We start from the raw sequence: 17,746 nt of genomic DNA on the forward strand, positions 1-17,746 counted from the left end.
GCCGTCACCCCCGGAGCTTGGTGAGAGGGACGGTGGACAGCGAGGCGGTGCGGTGGTGGTGGACGCGCATCAGCACGCCGAACACCACGACGGCCACCAGCAGGTCGAACAGGAACGCCACCTCGATGATCAGCGGCATACCGGCGGCGACCACCAGCGACGCGAGGGAGACGCCGTTCTCCAGGGAGAAGAACCCCACCGCCTGCGAGACGACGTCCCGGCGGACGATCATCAGGACGAAGGCCACCAGCACGATCGACATCGACAGGCCCAGTGCCGCCTGCGGCAGGAAGGGACTGCTGATGTCCAGGGAGCCGAGCACGAAGAAGCCGAAACCTGCCAGCGCCAGGGCCAGCAGTGTCGCGCTGGCCACGCCGATCGCCCCGGACCCGGCGATCTCGGCTCCCGCGTCGCGCAGCAGCCGGGTGATCACCCAGGGCACCGCGATCACCTTCAGCGCCAGGGAGACCGCGGCCAGCGCGTAGAGCTCCGGAAGATCCCGGTCGGCCGCCACGATCGCGGCGAGGAGCGACACCAGCAGCGACTGGACCGCGTACAGCCGGACCTGTGAGCGGGACAGGGCGGCGCGCAGCATCGCGAACTCGGTGAGCAGCAGCAGGACGGCCACCGTGTTGGTGGCGCCCTCGAAGGTGGTGGGAGCGTCGCCGGCCGCGAGCACGAGAGGTCCGGGGCCCATCAGCCGCCCCCCAGGTAGAGGGTGAACACCGCGAGGACCGCCAGCAGGAAGGCCGCCGAGACGAACTCGGAGATCTTGAACAGCCGCAGTTTGGCGAAGGTGTTGTCGATGACCGCCACCACGCAGCCCAGCAGGAGCGCTTTGCCGAGAAGCGCCAGGACCGCCAGCGCCACGGGACCGGCGTGCGTGCCGGATGCCAGGCCCCACGGCGCGAGGAAGACATCGATCAGGATCGTGTAGAGGATCAGCTGCTTGCACGCCGATCCCCAGGTCAGGAGCGCGAAGTAGGGGCCCGAATGCTCCAGCGTGCGGGCTTCCTCGATCATCCCGAACTCGTTGGTGCCGGTGTGCGTCTCCACCGGGATACGCGCGGTCTCGTAGAGGATCACCAGGAACAGCGCGGCGCCGGCCAGCAGATGCCCCGGCCTGATGATCTGATTGGCCGAGGAGCGGACGGTGGCCGCCTGCGCGTACGGCAGGTCGGTGGTCGTGACCAGGGCGACGGTGAAGACCACGAAGAGCATCACGGGTTCGGTGATCGCGCCGAAGGTCTTGGAACGGCTGGCGCCGAGCTGCGCGTACGGTGCGCCGGTCTCGGCCGCGGCGACCGCGACTCCGAAACTGGCGAGGCTCAGCAGGAAGCTCCCGCCGATGATGTCGCCCATGTAGCCCAGCGGGAGGCCGAACGTGGTGAGCACCGGGATGAGCAGCGGCACGGTCATGTAGCAGGCCATGGCCACCACCGGGGCCAGCAGGAAGAACGGGCTCGCGCCTTCGGGCGCCAGGGACTCCTTGCCGAACAGCTTCGCCAGGTCGTAGTACGGCTGGAGCACACGCGGCCCGCGGCGGCCCTGGATCCGCGCCTCGATCTTCGCGATCGCACCCGAAAGGCCCGGTGCGGCCACCAGTACGGTCAGCGGCTGGAGGGCCTGCACCAAGGGGACGGGAAGGACCACGCTCGCCATCGGGCCTCCACCGGGACACGGGCACCACGAATCGGTGCGGGTTCGTCGGTAGAAGCCATCAGCGGCGCACAACCGCGGTTGAAGGCGGGCCTCATCGCCTGCCTCCGATGATGGACGCGCGACCGGGCGGCCCGCAAAGGACCACGCAGCGATGTCCTCCGAGTCCGGGACGGACATCCCCCGCCTGGCGCAGTGGCGGGCCCCGCGCACGCCCTGCTGGACGGATCGACGTTTCACCGTTCGAGGCATGTCGGCGACAGCTCAGGTGGGGCAGACTGAGCACATCGCTCAGGCGCGCCGGTGATGGGGCTCACCGCAACCGCGGCACCATGCCGCTGACGGTCCCTGGTTGAGATGGCAACCAGGAGGACCCATGCCCGCACCCGCCCTGCCCGGAGCCCTTGCGCCGGATCGGCTGCCGGGCACGCCACGGCAACTGCCGCCGGACGGACGGCTCCTCAGCCACGCCGGGGAAGAGATATGACGCTGCGCTTCTCCGGACTGCGCGCCGCGGAGATCCTGGACTCCCAGGGGCGTCCCACCCTGGCCGTCACCCTCACCCTGGCCGACGGCAGGCGAGTGGGGGCCGGTGTGCCGTCCGGAGGTTCCGCCGGTGGCCGCGGGGCGACCGAACGGCGCGACGCGGACCCCGCCCGTTTCCACGGCCAAGGCGTCCGCGACGCCGTCGCCTACGTCAACGGCGAGATCGCCGACGCCGTCCTCGGCCGGGACTTCGCCTCCGCCGTGGAGGTCGACGCGGCCCTGATCATCATGGACGGCACGGGCACGAAGTCCCGCTACGGCGTCCACGCAGTCGCCGGAGTCTCCCTCGCCGCGGCACGGGCCGAGGCCGCGGCCAAGGGCATGCACCTGTGGGAGTCCCTGGCGGGAGTCGCCCGCACCGCCCCCCGCCTCCCCGTTCCGCACATCACCGTGGTCGACGCCGGCGCCGACGCAGCGACGGACCTGGCCTTCCGGGAATTCATGGTCGCTCCGCTGGGCGCCCCGTCCCTGTCCGACGCCGTGCGGGCAGGCGCAGAGATCTACGGGCGGCTGCGAGCCAGCCTGGCCGCGGCCGGCTGCTCCACCGCGCTGGGAGACGGCGGCGGATTCGCCCCGGCCGGCCGCCCCCAGGACGTCCTGACCCTGCTCGTCGAGGCGATCACCGACGCCGGCTACGCCCCCGGCCGCGACGGCGTCGCCATCTCCGTGAACGCCGCCGCCGGAATCCTCCGGGACCAGGACCGATACCTGGTGGCGGGGAAGAGCCTCGGCGCGGACCAGCTCGTCGACCGCTACGAGGACCTCGTCGACCGCTTCCCGATCTGGAGCATCGAGAACGCACTTGCCGAGGACGACGTGGACGGCTGGACCCGCCTGACCGCACGGCTCGCCGACCGCGTCCAGCTGGTCCGCGATGTCCTCACCACCGACCCGTCCACCGCCACCGCGGCCGTCGACCGCCGCACCGGAAACTGCGCGCTCATCGCCGTCGACCAGACCGGTACGGTGACCGAGACGCTGGAAGCCATGCGTATCTGTCGCGGCGCCGGTTACGCACAGATGGTCTCCCACCGTCCCGGAGAGACCGTCGACCCGTTCATCGCCGATCTCGCGGTCGGCACCGGAGCCGGGCAGATCAAGTCCGGCGCCCCCGCCGGCGGAGAACGCGTCGCGAAATACAACCGGCTCCTCGCACTCGCCGACGCGTGCCCCGCACTGCCGTACGGCCTGCCCTGACGGCCCGCGCCGCGGCGATCTCCGCGCCGGACCCGACGCCGTCATCGGCGTGGCCTCGACGTACCGCCGCCCGACGGCCGGTACCAAAGGTCAAGGGGCGGGACGGCGGACCTCGGGCGCCGGGTGGACGGCCTCGCCGCCCGGTGGGGACGCGAGCCGGCGGCGGTGCGCCCGCTGGCGGCAGGCTGCGCCGCAGAAGCGGACGGGACGGCCGGTGGGCCGGGGCGCGAGCCCGTTTCCGCACTCCTCGCAGCGCGGGGCGGAATCCCGGCCGCGGGCGGTGTTGTCACGAAACGCGGTGCGTTGCGTGACAGGGGCGGTCCGCAGGCCGTCGAGGGTCAGCCGGACGAGCCGGAGGCCCTCCGCGCGGTCGCGGCGGGCGGCCAGCGTCGCCGCGCACCCGACGGTGAGGGCGACGACGTCCTCCGGGCCGATGTCCGGGTGGACGCCCCCGGCGCGCTGCGCGGCGTGCAGCAGGGCGGTCAGGACCTGGCGGAAGCGCAGCAGGGAGGCGGTCAGCGCCGGGCGCGGCCAGCCGGCCTCGGCGGCGGCGACCTCGCACACGGGGCCGCCGCGGTGCGACATCTCGACCACGTCCATGACGAACCCGAAGAACGCCTCGGTGGGCCCCGACCCGGCCGAACGCCGCTCCCCGGAGGCGGCGAGGCCGTCCAGGTGCCGGGCGAACACCGCCTCCAGCAGGGCCTGCTTCGTCGGGAAGTGCCGGTACACGGTGCCCGCGCCGACGCCCGCACGGCGGGCGATCTCGCCGAGCGGGACCTCCAGCCCGCCGGCCGCGAAGGCCTGGCCCGCGGCGGACAGCACTTTGGCCCGGTTGCGGCGGGCGTCGGCCCGGTCGCCCCCGGCGGTCACTGCGGTCATGTCACGAAACCCCTTGAGGACGGCGCTCAACCGGGTTGAAGTATTCCATCTGTCCCGGGGCCGCCGCGTGTGTTCCCTGCCAACCAGCCCCCGGGGAAAGGGAGATACGACCATGACCGCCACCCGGCCCACCCCTGTCGTCGGGCCTGCCCCGGAACCCGCCCCCGACCCCGCTGCGGGCCCGGCCGACGGGCTCGTCGTCGTGACCGGCGCCACCGGCAACCAGGGCGGCGCGACCGCCCGGCGGCTGCTGGCCGGCGGGCGCGCGGTACGGGCGCTCGTCCGCGACAAGGCCTCGCCCCGCGCCGGGGCGCTCGCCGACATCGGCGCCGAACTCGTCGTCGCGGACTTCGACGAGCCGTCGACCCTGGCCCCGGCCCTGGAGGGCGCCGCCGGGCTGTTCGCCGTACCGCCGACCACGTACGGGCCGGGAGGCAGCGACCAGGCCCTGGAGGTCGCCCGCGGCCGGGCCCTGGCCGACGCAGCGGTCGCCGCGGGGGTCCGCCACGTGGTCTTCACGGGCGTCGCCTCGACCTCCGGCGCCGCGTTCGCGGCCCCGGGCAAGCGGGACATCGAGGGGTATTTGCGCGAGCGCGTCCCGCAGGTGACCGTGCTGCGCCCGGTGCGCTTCATGTCCAACTACCTCGGCACGCCCGGCCTCGGCCTCGACGGCTTCGCCGGCGGTGTCCACCGACACTTCTTCCCGCCGGACGAGCCCTTGCAGATCATCGCCCTGGAGGACATCGCCGAGTTCGCCGCCCTGGCCTTCGACCAACCGGAGCGCTTCGCCGGCCGCACGCTGGAACTCGCGGGCGACGCGCCGACCCCCGCCGAGGCCGTCGCGGCGATCGGCGCGGCGACCGGGACCCGGCTGCGCTACGAGCAGCTGACCCACGAGGAGGGCGCCGCGCTGAGCCCGGCGATCGCCGAGGTCCGGCGGCGCTGGATCTCCGGCGAGCGCTGGCGCGCCGACATCGAGGCGCTGCGCGTCATCCACCCGGGCCTGCGGACCCTGTCCGACTGGCTCGCGCAGGGCGGCGCCGCCGCCCTGCGCGCCCTGCTGATCGCCTAGGCGTACCGACCCGCGGGGTGCTGACGCGGCTGACCGGCGGGGGTCGGCCTCTGAAGGGGGAGTTCGCGGTGGGCGGCGCGGAATTCGGTCGGCCGGAGCCCCTTCAGTTCGCGGAAACGGCGGTTGAAGTTGGACAGGTTGCGGTAGCCGCTGCGCTCGGCGACCTCCGTGACCGGCAGCGAGGTGTCGGTCAGCAGCGCGCAGGCGGTCTCCACGCGCAACTGGTTGAGGTGGTCGGTGAAGGTGCGGCCCATGGCGTTGCGGAAGAAGCGGCTGAAGGACGTCGGCGACATCAGCACCAGCGCGGCGACCTCGTCCTGCTGCACCGGCCCGGTGTGGGTCTGCTGCAGATACCGGCACACGGCGTCGACCCGGTTGCGCACCGCGCTGCTCGGCGCCGGCGCGTAACCGGGACCGGTGAGCGCCGCGGCGCCCGCATCGGCGGCGAGGCGGCCCAGCACGTCGAGCAGCGCCACCGTCTGAGCCGTGGCCTCCATGGCCGGGAGGGCGGCCACGAGGGCCGTCGTCCCGGCGCCGGCGCCGTCGAAGCGCAGGCCGCGCGCGGAGCGGGCCAGCAGGCCCCCGAGGGCGCGGAACTGCGGCAGGGCGAAGAAGTCGGGGCCGAGGAAGTCGTGCCGGAACTGCGTGACCGCCGCTTCGGCCATCCCCGCGTACGGCTCCGAGGCGAAGGTGTGCGGCAGGTCCGGGCCGAGCAGCATCAGGTCCCCCGGCTGGTAGCGCGCGATGGTGGTACCCACATAGCAGGTGCCCGAGCCCTCGGTGATGAGCGTGAGCTCGTACTCCCGGTGGTAGTGCCAGCCGAAGCCGAAGGCCTCCTCACGGCGGATGTAGCTGAGGAACGTCGTGCCGTCGGGGGAGCGCGGCTGCTCGTAGCGCGGCTTCACAGGGGGCAGCCTAGCCCGGGCCTGCCCGGACGGTAAATGTCAACTGCGTACCGGAAGTGGGTAACACGGACGTGGTGCCACTCGCACCGGTCCTGCGACGGTGATGTCCGGCAACCGCCCCCCGATACGTGAGGAGCACCACCGCAGTGACCGTGACAGCGAAGACCCCGGCCGACGAACTGGACGTTCCCTATCCGGGCCTGCCGGCGACGGCGACGGCCGACTTCCACCGCGACGGATTCGTGCACCTGCGCGGCGTCCTGTCGGCGGAGACGATCGCGGCGTACGAGCCGGTGATCACCTCGGAGGTGATCCGGCTGAACACGCAGGATCTGCCGCTCGCCGAACGCGACACCTACGGCAGGGCGTTCCTGCAGGTGTCCAACCTGTGGCGGGAGAACGAGACCGTCAAGCGCCTGGTCCTCTCCCGCCGGCTGGCCGGGATCGCGGCCGCGCTGCTCGGCGTCCACGCCGTCCGCCTCTACCACGACCAGGCCCTGTACAAGGAGCCCAGCGGCGGTATCACCCCGTGGCACGCCGACCAGTACTACTGGCCGCTCTCCTCCGACCGGTGCGTGACGATCTGGCTCCCGCTGCAGGACACCCCCCTCGACATGGGTCCGCTGGCCTTCGCCCGCGGCAGCCACAACTTCTCCCACGGCCGCGACCTGCCCATCTCCGACGAGTCCGAGCGGCAGCTCAAGGAGGCCCTGGCCGAGCAGGACTTCGAGGACGTCGTCGAGCCCTTCGCCCTCGGCGACGCCAGCTTCCACCGCGGCTGGACCTTCCACCACGCCGGCCCGAACCGCGGCACCCAGCCGCGACGCGTGATGACCGTCATCTACATGGACGCCGACATCCGCGTCACCGAGCCCACCAACGCGCACCAGGCCGCCGACCGCGCCTGGATGCCCGGCGCCGGCACCGGCCGGATCCCCGAAACCCCCCTCAACCCCGTCCTGTACGACAGCCGCGCCTGACCCCCGTGCCCGCCCGGAACGCCGGGCGGGCACGGGGGAGGCCGACCGTGGCCGGGTCCGCGAGGGCAAGGGACCCGGCCGTTCCGTCACCCGGTGACGAGCCGCAGCGTCTCCAGGGCGTACGGGGCCAGAGGCAGTTCGGCGCCCACCGGCTCCGGGGCGGGGAGGGCGGATTCGTCGAGGCGGACCCGTTCGGCCGTCGTGCCGGGCAGCGTCGTGAGCCGCACGGTGGCCGCCTCACGTGTGGGGTTGGAGATCCGCAGGATCAGGCCCCGGCCGTCCTCGGCCGGCTTGAGCGCGGTGAGCGCGGCTCCGTCGACGGTGAGCGGCTGCGGCGACCGGGGGACGGGGGTCGCACCCGGGCGCAGGGGCACCGCGTGGAGCGGGGCCTTGACCGCCGTGGCCAGCCGGACCAGCCCGGCGTCGCCTTCCGCCTGCTGCCCGGTGGCGACCAGGAGGCGGAAGTGCTGCGGGCCGTGGCACTGGGCTTCCGGTGTGGCCAGCATCGGACCGGCCCCGGTGGTGCGGGCCGCCAGGTCGAAGCGGGAGAGCCAGCCGACCGAGCGCAGCAGGGTGACGGCGAGCTCCTCGCTGCCGGAGGCGGTGTGCGCGGAGGCCAGGCCCGTCCGCTCGTGCAGCCCGGCCGCGGCCACGGCGACGCGTCCGGTGCCTTCGCCGACCGCGCTGACGGTCTGCACCGGCACCGCGCCGTACTCGGCCTCGTGCGCGGGCTCGGCGGGCAGCGGGCCCATGTCCGGGCCGACGGGGTGGTCGAGCAGGCTGAAGTGGGTGTCGGCGGTCCAGACGCCCGCGGGGCTCGGGGTGGGGAAGTGGACGCGCAGGCGGTGGTCGTCGGCGGCGTTGTCGAACCGGATGTCCCATTCGAGGGGCGCGGCGGAGTCCCGCCAGGCGGTGACGGTGACGGCCACCGCCACGGCCGTCACCGTCGTGCCGCGGCCGTCGCGGGCGTCGTTCAGCCCGCGGGGCAGCGCGATTTCGGCGTCCAGCTCCAGGGACGTCCGTACCGGCGAGCTGACGCGGCGCACCGCACGCAGGCGGGCGGTGACGGGGACGTCACCGGGCACGGGGTCGAAGTTGTACGTGTCCCCGCGGTCGCCCTCGTCCACGAGCCGTCCGAGGCCGGGCAGTTCGGTGCCGTCGGGCAGCCGCAGCGTCAGGGTGGCGTCGTCGGCGGCGGTCAGGGCGGCTCCGCCGGCGAGCGGCAGGACGTGCTCGGCCGGTTCGGTGCGGGGCGTCGCCGTCTCGGCCGGGGTGCCGGTGAGCCGGACGGTGTGGACGGCGTGCCCGAGCGCGGGCACGCCCCGCGCGAGCAGGGCCAGGCGGTGCCGCGACGCGGGCCGTGAGTCGGGCATGAGGTCGATGTCCGCCTCGAAGGCGGTCTCCGGCCCGAGCGGCACGGACTCGAAGGGGACCTCCGCGCCGTCGGGGCCGAGCACGGCGGACGGGTGGGTGCCCGGCGCGGTGAGTATCTCGACGGTGACCGGCCCGCCTGCTTCCTGCGGGCGGGGGTTGAGGACGGCGAAGCGCAGCTCGCGGTCGGCGGGGGCGCCGTACTGGCGGGTGTCCAGGCCGGCGGCGGCCAGCGCGCGCAGCACCACGTGGTCCGCGGTCTGCCGCACCCGCTCGAAGCGGGTGACGTTCTCCCGGTGCACCTCGTCCACGCTGCAGCCGCAGATGGAGTCGTGCGGGGAGTTGCGCAGCAGCAGCTCCCAGGCGTGACCGAGTTCCGCGGCCAGCGCGGGGTCGTCCGGCGCGTGCAGGGCGAGCAGCGGCTCGGCGCGCTGCTCCAGGAGCATCTGGGCCTCGGCGTTGGCCTGCTTGAGGTAGGTGCGGGCCGACAGGGTGCCCGGCAGGATGAAGGTCAGCCGGCCCGGCCGGTGGCGCAGCGCGCCCTCCACCAGCGGCAGCCGGTCCTCGTCGGCGGCGGCCCGCGCGGCGGTGAAGAACTCCTCCAGGGTGCTGTGCCGCAGCGCCACGCGCTCCTGCGCGGCGGTGTCCTCGACGTCCCGCAGCGCGCCGACCGGGTCGGAGGGCGCGAGGTGGTCGCCGCCGTTCATCAGCAGCCACGGCCCCTCGGGAAGCCGGGCGCGCTCGGTCCGCGCGAACTCCTTCAGCCGCAGGGCGCGGCCCTCCGCGCCGTCCGGCTCCGGCCACAGCACCTCGGCCGCGTGGTAGCCCTGGTTCACGGCGAAGACCTGCGACCCGTCGGGGGAGCGCCACCGGAAGCGGGCCGTGCCGTCGGGCGCCCCGCGCCACACCAGGGCGGTGTCCATGCCGAAGCCGGTGAGGATACGCGGCAGGTCGGCGGGGTGGCCGAAGGTGTCCGGGCAGTAGCCCACGGGCGACAGGCCCGCGGCCGTCGCGCCCCAGCGGCGGGCGGTGAGCAGGTTGCGGATCAGGTTCTCGCCCGAGACCAGCTGGTTGTCGGCCAGGACGTGCCAGGGGCCGAGCGTGAGCCGGCCGGCGCGGGCGTGGTCGCGCAACCGTGCCGCGAGGTCGGGGCGCAGCGCCTGCACGTCGGACAGCACGATCGTCTGGCCGTCGAGGTGGAAGGAGGCCGTACGGCCGTCGTCCAGCTCGTCGCAGACCCGCTCGGCGAGTTCGGCCAGCCGGGCGCGGAAGGCCTCGAAGGGGCGGTACCACTCGCGGTCCCAGTGCACATGGGTGAGGACATGGCAGGTGACGAGGGGCGCATCGGGGCGGGTGGTGCTCATACGGGGCTCTCCGTGTGGTGGGCGGCCAGCGCGGTGGCGAACTGCCGGGTCAGGTCCGCGGGCCGGGTGATGGCGCCGCCGACGACGACGAAGTGGGCACCGGCGGCGAGCGCGGCGGCGGCCTGCGCGGGGGAGGCGATGCGGCCCTCGGCGACGACCGGGGTGCGGGTTCGCGCGGCCAGCGCCGCGACCAGGTCGAGGTTCGGACCGGCGGCCGGCGCGCCGGGCGTGCTCGCGCCGGTGTAGCCGGACAGCGTGGTGGCGACCAGGTCCGCTCCCGCGTCCGCCGCCGCCACGCCCTCGTCGGCGGTGGAGACGTCGGCCATGACCAGCACGCCTGCCGCGTGGAGCGCGGCGACCGTCGCGGCGAGGCCCAGGCCGTCGCCGCGCGGGCGGCTCGTCGCGTCCAGCGCGACGATGTCGGCTCCGGCCTCGGCCACCGCCAGCGCGTGGCGCAGCGTCGGGGTGATGTAGACGCCCGACGCGCCGTCCTTCCACAGGCCGATGACCGGTACGTCCACCGCGCCGCGCACCGCGGCCACGTCGTCGGGGCCGTTCACACGGACGGCCGCCGCGCCGCCCATGACCGCCGAGCGGGCCATGGCCGACATGTGGACGGGGCCGTGCAGCGGTTCACCGGGCAGGGCCTGGCAGGACACCACCAGTCGGCCGGCGAGTCCCGGCAGCAGGGACTGCCGGACCGGGGCCGGGGGAGAGGGCGGTGATCCTTCGTTGGGGTGCACAGATTGCCTTTCTCAGCGTGCGGTGCTGACGTCGAGTGCGCGGTGGACCGCCGTACCCAGCGCGGTCACGGCGTCCGGCCACGCGGAACCCACGGCCACCGGGGCCGGTTCCAGGCCGGGTACGAGCCGCCGGGCGGCTCCGGCGAGGGCCGCGGCGTCGGCCTCGTCCACGGGCCGGTCCAGCTGGGCGTCGAGGGTCTCCAGCCGCCCGCCCGCCAGACCGCCGGCCGCGGCGAGCAGATGGGCGTGCGCGAAGGCGGGGTGCCCGGGCGGTACGTCCAGCAGCCAGGCCAGCGGTACCCCGGCGCGTACCAGGTCCTGCTGGACGCCGATGCGCGCGGCCGGGTCGGTGGCTGCCCTCAGCGGGGTCAGGCCGCGGCGGACGGCGAACGCGGCGAGCGTGCCGGCGGCCTCGCCGACGGCCCACTCGCCGTGGTGGACGCGGTAGGCCGCGGCGGCGACCTGGGTGGCGGCCAGGTTCTTCGCCGCCGCCACCAGGTTCACCGGCTGCTCGGCCACCAGGGCCGACAGCGGGATCTGGAAGGGCGCGGTGGGCGCGTAGGCGGAGCCGGGGTGCCCGACCCGGGCGTGCAGGTCCATGTGGTAGAAGGCCGGCCCGCAGGCGTCGGGCATGTGCGCCGCGCGCGCCTGTCCCGGCTCGGGCAGCAGGTCCTGCTGGCGCACCGGCCGGGCGGAGGCCAGCCGGCGCGACTCGCGGACGTACGGTTCGGCCGCCAGTCCGTCGGGGGTGCCCGCCGCCTCGGGGGACAGGCGCAGCCCCGGGTAGCCGAAGCCGCTGCCGTCGTCGCGCGGGCACTCGGTCTGCAGCCAGTGCAGGAACGCCAGCGACAGGGCGCGGGCCTGCTCCGCCGCCCGGCGCGGTTCGTGGATCAGGGACGCGTCGGCGTAGTCGTTGCCGGACCAGTTGATCAGGGCGACGTCCCGGCCGCCGAGCGCGGCACCGTCACGCAGCCGGCGGTAGGTCCAGAACGGGGGATGGCCGTCCGGCCCCTCGGTGAACATCCGGTAGCGGTGCCTGCGGTCGTCCCAGCCGGCGATCTCCAGGGTGAAGGGCTGGCTGTCGCGCCAGCGCTCGTACCCGTCGGGCCGCGGCACGGTGTGGTCCTCGCCGGGCCGGTGCTCCACGGTGAAGCCCACCGTGCACGACTGCACGGCGTGCGGCTGCGGCCCGCCGGGCAGGGCCAGGCTCTCCCCGTGCGCGTCGCGCCCCTCGGAGCCGACCACCCAGGCCGCGCCGGCCAGCGGCAGCAGCTCGCCGGTCTCGGTCGCGTCGCAGAACACCTGGGCGCTCACCAGGACGGCGCCGTGCGGGGAAGGCTCGCCGGAACGCGCCACCGGCTCCAGCCGGACCTCGCCGACGCGGTCCGCGTCGCGCGCCACCGCGGCCGGGCGAAGGCCCGTCAGGACGGTGAGCCGGCCCGCCCGGACGTGCGGTGCCAGCAGGTCCGCGAGGACCGCCTGCGCGGCGGCGGGCTCGAAGCACAGCCGGCTGACCCATCCGCCGCCCGGGTTGGCGACGCCGCCGTACCGCGCGCGCAGCGCGTCGCGGAGCCCGCGGTAGGAGGCCGAGATCCCGCCCTGCTCGACATGCGGATGCTCGTCGAGCGCGGGGACGAGCTGGGTCGTGATCTGCCCGCCGAGCACGTCCTGGTCGGTGGTGAGGACGACGGTGCGGCCGGCGGCGCAGGCCGCCAGGGCGGCGGCGACCCCGCCGAGGCCGCCGCCGATCACGGCGACGTCGGCGGCGGCACGCCGGGGGGAGGGAGAGGTCATCGCTGGGGCTCCTGCGGCAGGTTGCCGGGGACGAGGGAGAAGTCGACTTCGAAGGTGCGGTGCCAGGGCAGGCGGACCGAGGCCTGATCGACGGTCAGCCCGCCGAAGGCGGGCAACCGGTCGCGCAGCGCGGCCAGTTCGGCGGCCGCGGCGCGCAGCGCCGGATGGTCGGCGGGGACGTGGTCGTGGCGGGTGGGGTCGCTGCCCAGCGCGGCGCGGGTGCGCCCGCGCACCTCGGACATCCAGCCCCAGTCCTCCACCAGCCGGTGGAGCAGCAGCCGCTGGTGGGCCCGCGCGTCCAGCCGCCCGGCGCGCTCGGCGCTGACCGCTGCCACCAGGTGCGCGGCCACCGTGCCGAGGGTGTTCCCGGCGGTGTTCCATCCCGCGTAGGCCGTCAGGTGCTCCAGCACGCCCGCCTCGCCCAGCGCGGCGACCAGGGCCGGGTCGGCGCCGTTGGGCTGGGCGCAGTCCGCGACGGCGACCCGCGCTCCGCTCTCCAGCAGCCGCACGGCGCGGTCGGCGACGGCCCGGGCGGCCCGCTCGTCCGTGGCGCGCGGCGGGTCCACGGCCCAGTCGCCGCCGGGCGCCGGGGTGTGGACCAGCAGGACGGCGTCCCGGCCGTCCGCCGGTGCGCCCGGCGGCAGCGGGACCGCGCCGGCGGCCCTGAGCTGGCCGGCGGCGGTGGCCGCGACGGGCACGTTCTCGTAGGCCGCCACCCGGGCCAGCCCGGTGGGGTCGGCCGCGTCGACGGCCACCCGTACCGGTCCGGTGCCGAGCAGGTCGCGTACGGTGCGGGCGACCAGGACCGTGCACGCCTCGTCCGCCCCCGGCCGTACCGAGACCCGGTCCGCCAGGCCCGCGGCCGAGGTCCAGCGCCTCAGGTGCTCCAGCTCCCACGTCGCCAGCGCGTGCGGGGCGGTGTCGTCGGCCCCGACCACCAGGGAGCGGGCGGTGCCGTCGGCGGCCAGTTCCAGGGCGGCGAGGTTCAGCGCGTGGTTGCGCAGCCGGCGGGTGAGGAAGTCCGCGCGCACCTCCTCGGGGATGCCGGTACGGGCCGGCGGCTCGCCGTCCCCGGTGAGGCCGCGGTGGAGATCCGCCGAGAGGCGGTGCAGCGCCGGGCCGTACGGGTCCCAGTAGTCCGGCTCCTCCATCGCGTCGGCGGAGTCGGGAGTGCGGGTGACGAGGGTGACGGCGTGCACGGGGGTGCCCCGGCGGGCCAGGTCGCGCAGCGGCTGCCAGCGCGCGGCGACCGTTCCGGCGTCGGCCGGTGAGGTCCGCGAGGCGATCAGGCCCCCGTAGCCGAGCATCTCCAGCGACACCACCGCCGCGTCGGCCCGCTGCCGGGCGAGCCACGGGCCGAGCGCGGCCGGGTCGCCGGGCTCCCGTACGGACGGCAGCAGGCCGGCGGGCGGCAGCAGGAGGTCGGCGCCCGCGACGGCGGCGACCATGCGGGGCAGCGACGTGCACGCGGGGCGCTCGTCCAGGGGCAGCAGCGCGATACGCGGCCGCTGCGCGCCCGTACCGGCGCGGCCGGCGGTCATGGGCGTCCTCCCGCGGACCGGTCGAGGGGCCGGGCGGACCCGGCGCCCGCGGTCAGCCGGCGGGCCTCGGCGGCGGCCCCGACCAGCACCGCGGCGCCGCCCAGTTCGGACGCCGACACCCGCACACCGGCCAGCGACGGCAGGGCGTGCGCGCGGACGCCCGCGGCGACCGCCTGCGGGAACCAGGGCCCGGAGTCCAGCACGCCGCCGCCCAGCACCACCACGTCGGGGTCGAGGACCGACACGACGCCGGCCACGGCGGTGCCCAGCGCGGTCCCGCCGTCCGTCAGGACCCGCCGCGCCTCCGGCACCCCGGCGCGGGCGAGGGCGGCGACGTCCGGCAGGCCCTCCAGGCCCGCGTCCGGCAGCAGCGCGCGGGCCCGTACGGTCATGGCGGGTCCCGACGCGATCGCCTCGACGTGGCCCCGGGCACCGCACGGGCAGAGCAGCCCGGCCGCGGCCCCGACGCCGACGTGCCCCAGGTGCCCGGCGGCGCCGTGCGCCCCGCGCACCACCGCCCCGCCCGTCGCGACGGCCCCGCCGATACCGGTCCCGGCCATGACGGCAATGGCGCCGCCGCAGCCGCGGGCCGCCCCCGCCGCCAGCTCCCCGGCCAGGAACGCCTGCACATCGCCCAGCACGGTGGCCGGAACGCCGAACTCCTCTTCGAAGGCGTCGGCGACGGGTGTGCCCGCCCAGCCGGGCAGCGCCGCGGTGGCCGCGGTGACCGTCCGGCCGCCGGGGTCCACCACGCCGGCGGTGCCGACGCCGACGGCCGCCGCCCACGTCGCGGTGCCCGCGCCGGACGCGTCCGCCAGCGCCCGGCGGGCCAGGCGCAGCGCCGTGGCGAGGACGGCGGGACCGCCGTCGCCGGCAGGAGTCGGCTCCGTCACCGAGGTGAGGACGCGGTGCCCGGCGGTGACGACGGCCGCCCTCGTCTTGGTGCCGCCGATGTCCACGGCCAGCACGGCCGCGCTCCCGGGGCTGCCGCCGGGGGAGGACGGGTGGGGAGGTGTCATGGATGCCGTTCCCGGGTGATCGTGAAGTGGAAGTCGTACCGGTCGGCCCGGTACAGGCTGACGGCGCGTTCGACCGCGCGTCCGCGCGCGTCGCGCGTGAGCCGTTCGACGTGCAGGGCGGGGAATTGCGGCGGCACCTTCAGCAGCCGGGCCTGCGCCGCGTCGACGACGGTGGCCCGTACGGTCTGGTCGGCCGCCTCGGGCGCCGCGCCCTGCCGGTCGAGCACGTCGTACAGCGAGTCGGGCGCGCCCTCGTCCAGCAGGCCGGGCACCAGGTGCTCGGGCAGCCACACGTTCTCCAGGCACATCGGCACGCCGTCGGCGGTCCGCAGCCGCTCCAGGTGCACCAGCGGCGCCCCCGGCTCGACGAACAGGTCCCGCGCGTTGGCGACGTCGGCCGGCACCCGCTCCATGACGAGCAGCGTGCCCGCGGGCACCATGCGCCGGGCCCGGATGTCCTCGGAGAAGGACGTCAGCCGCAGCGACTTGCTGATCGTCTCGGCCTCCGCGACGAAGGTGCCCGCGCCCTGGACGCGGTAGATCCGGCCTTCCTGGGTCAGGCGCTCGACGGCGCGGCGCACGGTGACGCGGCTGACGTCGTAACGCTGCATCAGCTCGCGCTCGCTCGGCAGCATCTGGTGCGCCTCCGCCGCCTCGACCAGGTCGAGCAGCCGTCGGCGCAGCACCTCGTGCTTCGGCTCGCGGACGGCGGGCACCTGCGTCCCCGCGGACGCGCCGGCAAGCTCCCGCTCGGTGTTCCCTGTCATTCCTTGACCGCTCCTTCACCCACGCCCCGGAAGAAGAACCGCTGCAAGGCGAAGAACAGCACCAGCAGCGGCACGACGGCCATCATCGTGCCTGCGGCGACCACCCGCTGGTCGTCGGTGAAGGTGCCGGACAGATACTGGATGCCCACCGTGAGCGTGTACTTGGCCGGGTCGGACAGGACCACCAGCGGCCACAGGAAGTCGTCCCAGGCGAAGACGAAGCTGAAGATCGCCACCGCGGCCAGGCTGCCCCCGACCGAGGGAAGCGCCACGCGGAAGAACCGCTGCACCTCCCCCGCGCCGTCCAGCAGCGCGGCCTCCTCGACCTCCCGGGGAAGACGGCTGAAGGCGTTGCGCATCAGGAGCACCGACAGGCCGGAGGCGGCCAGCGGCAGCATCACCCCGACGAGGCTGTTCGTCAGGTGGAGGTTCCTTGCCACCAGGAATTCCGAGACCATGATGCTCTCGAAGGGGATGATCATGGTGGCGAGGAAGACGCCGACGGCGATGCCGCGCCCGCGGAACCGCATCCGCGCCAGCGCGTATCCGGCCATCGAGCCGAAGAGGCAGTTGGTGACCACCGAACCGAGCGCCACCAGAAGCGAGTTGCCCGCGTAGCGGAGCACCGGGACGGTGTGCAGGACCTCGGTGTAGTGGTGCAGGGTGGGGTGGTGCGGCAGGAGCTGCGGCGGGTAGCCGAAGACGCTCTCGCCCGCGCCCTTCAACGACGTGGACAGCTGCCACAGGAAGGGCCCCACGGTCAGGGCGAGCACGCAGCACAGCAGCAGGTAGCGTGCCGCGAGCCCGGCGGCGCGGCGCCTGCGCCGTGCCGCGTCGGCCGCGGCCGGCCGCTCGGGGGCACTGCCGGGGCCGCGTCGCGGGCCGGCCGGGGACCGGCGGGTCGCCGGGGTGTCGAGCGAGGTCATGCCCGGTCCTCCCGGGTGTTGAGGCGGGTGACGGCGACCGACAGGCCGAGGGTGCCCAGGAAGAGCACCAGGCTCATGGCCGAGGCGTATCCGGCCTCGCCGCCGAGGCCGAGGCCCGTCTCACGGATGGTGTAGACGAGGGTGCGCGCCTGGCCGCCGGGGCCCGCGCTGCCGTCGCTCAGGGTGAAGACCTCGGCGAAGACCTTCGCGCACGCGATGGCCGACAGCGTCGCCACCAGCACCATGGTGGGCCGGACGAGCGGGAGCGTGACGCTGCGGAAGCGCCGTACCGCTCCGGCCCCGTCGACCTGCGCGGCCTCCAGGAGCGAGGCCGGGACGTTGGCGAGGGCGGCCAGGTAGATGACCATGTAGTAGCCGAGGCCTTTCCAGACGGTCATCGCCATGGAGCTGAACAGCAGCCAGTGCGAGTCGGTGAGGAAGGGCACCGGCTCCGACACCAGGTGCAGGCCCCGCAGCGCCGCGTTGACCAGGCCGTCGCTGGACAGCAGCCACGACCAGATGAGTCCGGCGACCACCATGGACGCCACCACCGGCGAGTAGAAGACGGCGCGGAAGAAGCCGATGCCGGCGACCCGCCGCTGGACCAGTACCGCGAGCAGCAGCGGCAGCACCACCATGCACGGCACCACCACCACGATGTACAGCGCGGTGTTGCGCACCGACTGCCAGAACTGGGGGTCGTGCCAGAGCCGGTGGTAGTTGGCGAGCCCGGTGAAGTGGCCGCCGCCCAGCGTGCTGGCGTCGGTGAACGACAGCACGACGGTGTTGGCGAAGGGGACCAGGAAGAAGGCCACAGCGATGGCCAGCGCCGGGGCGAGGAACAGCCAGGGTACGTACCAGCGGCGGCCGGTCACGCGGGCCTCCTTGTCGGGCTTGTCGGGCTTGTCGGTCGAGCCGTGTGCGTACGGCGTCGCCGGAGGAGCGCCCGCGCGCGGCCGGGAGCCGGACGCGCGCGGGCG

The 17,746-nt window shown here is 75.1% G+C and carries 15 protein-coding genes and 1 riboswitch; of the genes, 3 read left to right on the forward strand and 12 right to left on the reverse strand.

The window, feature by feature from the left end:
• Positions 1 to 4 precede the first annotated feature (4 nt).
• Together ACH4SL_RS06960 and ACH4SL_RS06965 are read right to left on the reverse strand one after the other, a co-directional pair.
• Complete coding sequence (locus ACH4SL_RS06960) at positions 5 to 697, reverse strand: hydrogenase (RefSeq protein WP_398442371.1); 693 nt, start codon at positions 695 to 697, stop codon at positions 5 to 7.
• Complete coding sequence (locus ACH4SL_RS06965; protein WP_398442372.1) at positions 697 to 1,662, reverse strand: respiratory chain complex I subunit 1 family protein; 966 nt, start codon at positions 1,660 to 1,662, stop codon at positions 697 to 699. The genes ACH4SL_RS06960 and ACH4SL_RS06965 overlap by 1 nt, the downstream gene beginning before the upstream one ends.
• Positions 1,663 to 1,704: 42 nt before the next feature.
• Positions 1,705 to 1,770, reverse strand: a riboswitch (Fluoride riboswitch).
• A 372-nt stretch (positions 1,771 to 2,142) separates the two neighbouring features.
• On the opposite strand from ACH4SL_RS06965, the gene ACH4SL_RS06970 reads away from it, so the two are divergent.
• Positions 2,143 to 3,402, forward strand: coding sequence for a phosphopyruvate hydratase (locus tag ACH4SL_RS06970; RefSeq protein WP_398442373.1), 1,260 nt, complete (start codon positions 2,143 to 2,145; stop codon positions 3,400 to 3,402).
• Between the two features lie 90 nt (positions 3,403 to 3,492).
• On the opposite strand, the gene ACH4SL_RS06975 is transcribed toward ACH4SL_RS06970, so the two are convergent.
• Positions 3,493 to 4,284, reverse strand: a complete 792-nt coding sequence (locus ACH4SL_RS06975) for a TetR/AcrR family transcriptional regulator (protein ID WP_398442374.1) — start codon at positions 4,282 to 4,284, stop codon at positions 3,493 to 3,495.
• Between the two features lie 112 nt (positions 4,285 to 4,396).
• Between ACH4SL_RS06975 and ACH4SL_RS06980 the strand changes: the two genes are divergently transcribed.
• Positions 4,397 to 5,356, forward strand: coding sequence for an NmrA family NAD(P)-binding protein (locus tag ACH4SL_RS06980; RefSeq protein ID WP_398442375.1), 960 nt, complete (start codon positions 4,397 to 4,399; stop codon positions 5,354 to 5,356).
• Here ACH4SL_RS06980 and ACH4SL_RS06985 read toward each other — a convergent pair.
• Complete coding sequence (locus ACH4SL_RS06985) at positions 5,353 to 6,261, reverse strand: AraC family transcriptional regulator (RefSeq protein WP_398442376.1); 909 nt, start codon at positions 6,259 to 6,261, stop codon at positions 5,353 to 5,355. The two genes, ACH4SL_RS06980 and ACH4SL_RS06985, sit on opposite strands and share 4 nt — an antisense overlap.
• A gap of 146 nt (positions 6,262 to 6,407) precedes the next feature.
• Here ACH4SL_RS06985 and ACH4SL_RS06990 point away from each other — a divergent pair, with 146 nt between their 5' ends.
• Entirely contained in the window at positions 6,408 to 7,241 is an 834-nt protein-coding gene (locus tag ACH4SL_RS06990) for a phytanoyl-CoA dioxygenase family protein (protein WP_398442377.1), read from the forward strand.
• Positions 7,242 to 7,327: 86 nt separating this feature from the next.
• On the opposite strand, the gene ACH4SL_RS06995 is transcribed toward ACH4SL_RS06990, so the two are convergent.
• The 8 genes from ACH4SL_RS06995 to ACH4SL_RS07030 are packed head-to-tail and all read right to left on the reverse strand — an operon-like array spanning position 7,328 to position 17,641.
• Positions 7,328 to 9,976, reverse strand: coding sequence for a glycosyl hydrolase-related protein (locus ACH4SL_RS06995; RefSeq protein ID WP_398442378.1), 2,649 nt, complete (start codon positions 9,974 to 9,976; stop codon positions 7,328 to 7,330).
• The gene (locus tag ACH4SL_RS07000) at positions 9,973 to 10,719 is read right to left on the reverse strand and encodes an N-acetylmannosamine-6-phosphate 2-epimerase (RefSeq protein ID WP_398442379.1); all 747 of its coding nucleotides are present in this window, start codon (positions 10,717 to 10,719) and stop codon (positions 9,973 to 9,975) included. The genes ACH4SL_RS06995 and ACH4SL_RS07000 overlap by 4 nt, the downstream gene beginning before the upstream one ends.
• Positions 10,720 to 10,731: 12 nt before the next feature.
• A complete protein-coding gene (locus ACH4SL_RS07005) occupies positions 10,732 to 12,513 on the reverse strand; it encodes an FAD-dependent oxidoreductase (RefSeq protein WP_398442380.1) in 1,782 nt (593 codons plus the stop codon).
• Complete coding sequence (locus ACH4SL_RS07010) at positions 12,510 to 14,054, reverse strand: DUF4127 family protein (protein ID WP_398442381.1); 1,545 nt, start codon at positions 14,052 to 14,054, stop codon at positions 12,510 to 12,512. Before ACH4SL_RS07010 ends, ACH4SL_RS07005 begins: the two co-directional genes overlap by 4 nt.
• Positions 14,051 to 15,073 (reverse strand): ROK family protein, encoded by a 1,023-nt coding sequence (locus tag ACH4SL_RS07015; RefSeq protein WP_398442382.1) that lies wholly within the window; start codon positions 15,071 to 15,073, stop codon positions 14,051 to 14,053. The genes ACH4SL_RS07010 and ACH4SL_RS07015 overlap by 4 nt, the downstream gene beginning before the upstream one ends.
• Positions 15,070 to 15,840, reverse strand: a complete 771-nt coding sequence (locus ACH4SL_RS07020) for a GntR family transcriptional regulator (protein ID WP_398442383.1) — start codon at positions 15,838 to 15,840, stop codon at positions 15,070 to 15,072. The genes ACH4SL_RS07015 and ACH4SL_RS07020 overlap by 4 nt, the downstream gene beginning before the upstream one ends.
• Positions 15,837 to 16,766, reverse strand: coding sequence for a carbohydrate ABC transporter permease (locus ACH4SL_RS07025; RefSeq protein ID WP_398442384.1), 930 nt, complete (start codon positions 16,764 to 16,766; stop codon positions 15,837 to 15,839). Before ACH4SL_RS07025 ends, ACH4SL_RS07020 begins: the two co-directional genes overlap by 4 nt.
• Complete coding sequence (locus tag ACH4SL_RS07030) at positions 16,763 to 17,641, reverse strand: carbohydrate ABC transporter permease (protein WP_398442385.1); 879 nt, start codon at positions 17,639 to 17,641, stop codon at positions 16,763 to 16,765. Before ACH4SL_RS07030 ends, ACH4SL_RS07025 begins: the two co-directional genes overlap by 4 nt.
• Between the last annotated feature and the right edge of the window lie 105 nt (positions 17,642 to 17,746).

This window comes from Streptomyces sp. NPDC021020, assembly GCF_044333285.1.
Classification (GTDB): Bacteria; Actinomycetota; Actinomycetes; order Streptomycetales; family Streptomycetaceae; genus Actinacidiphila.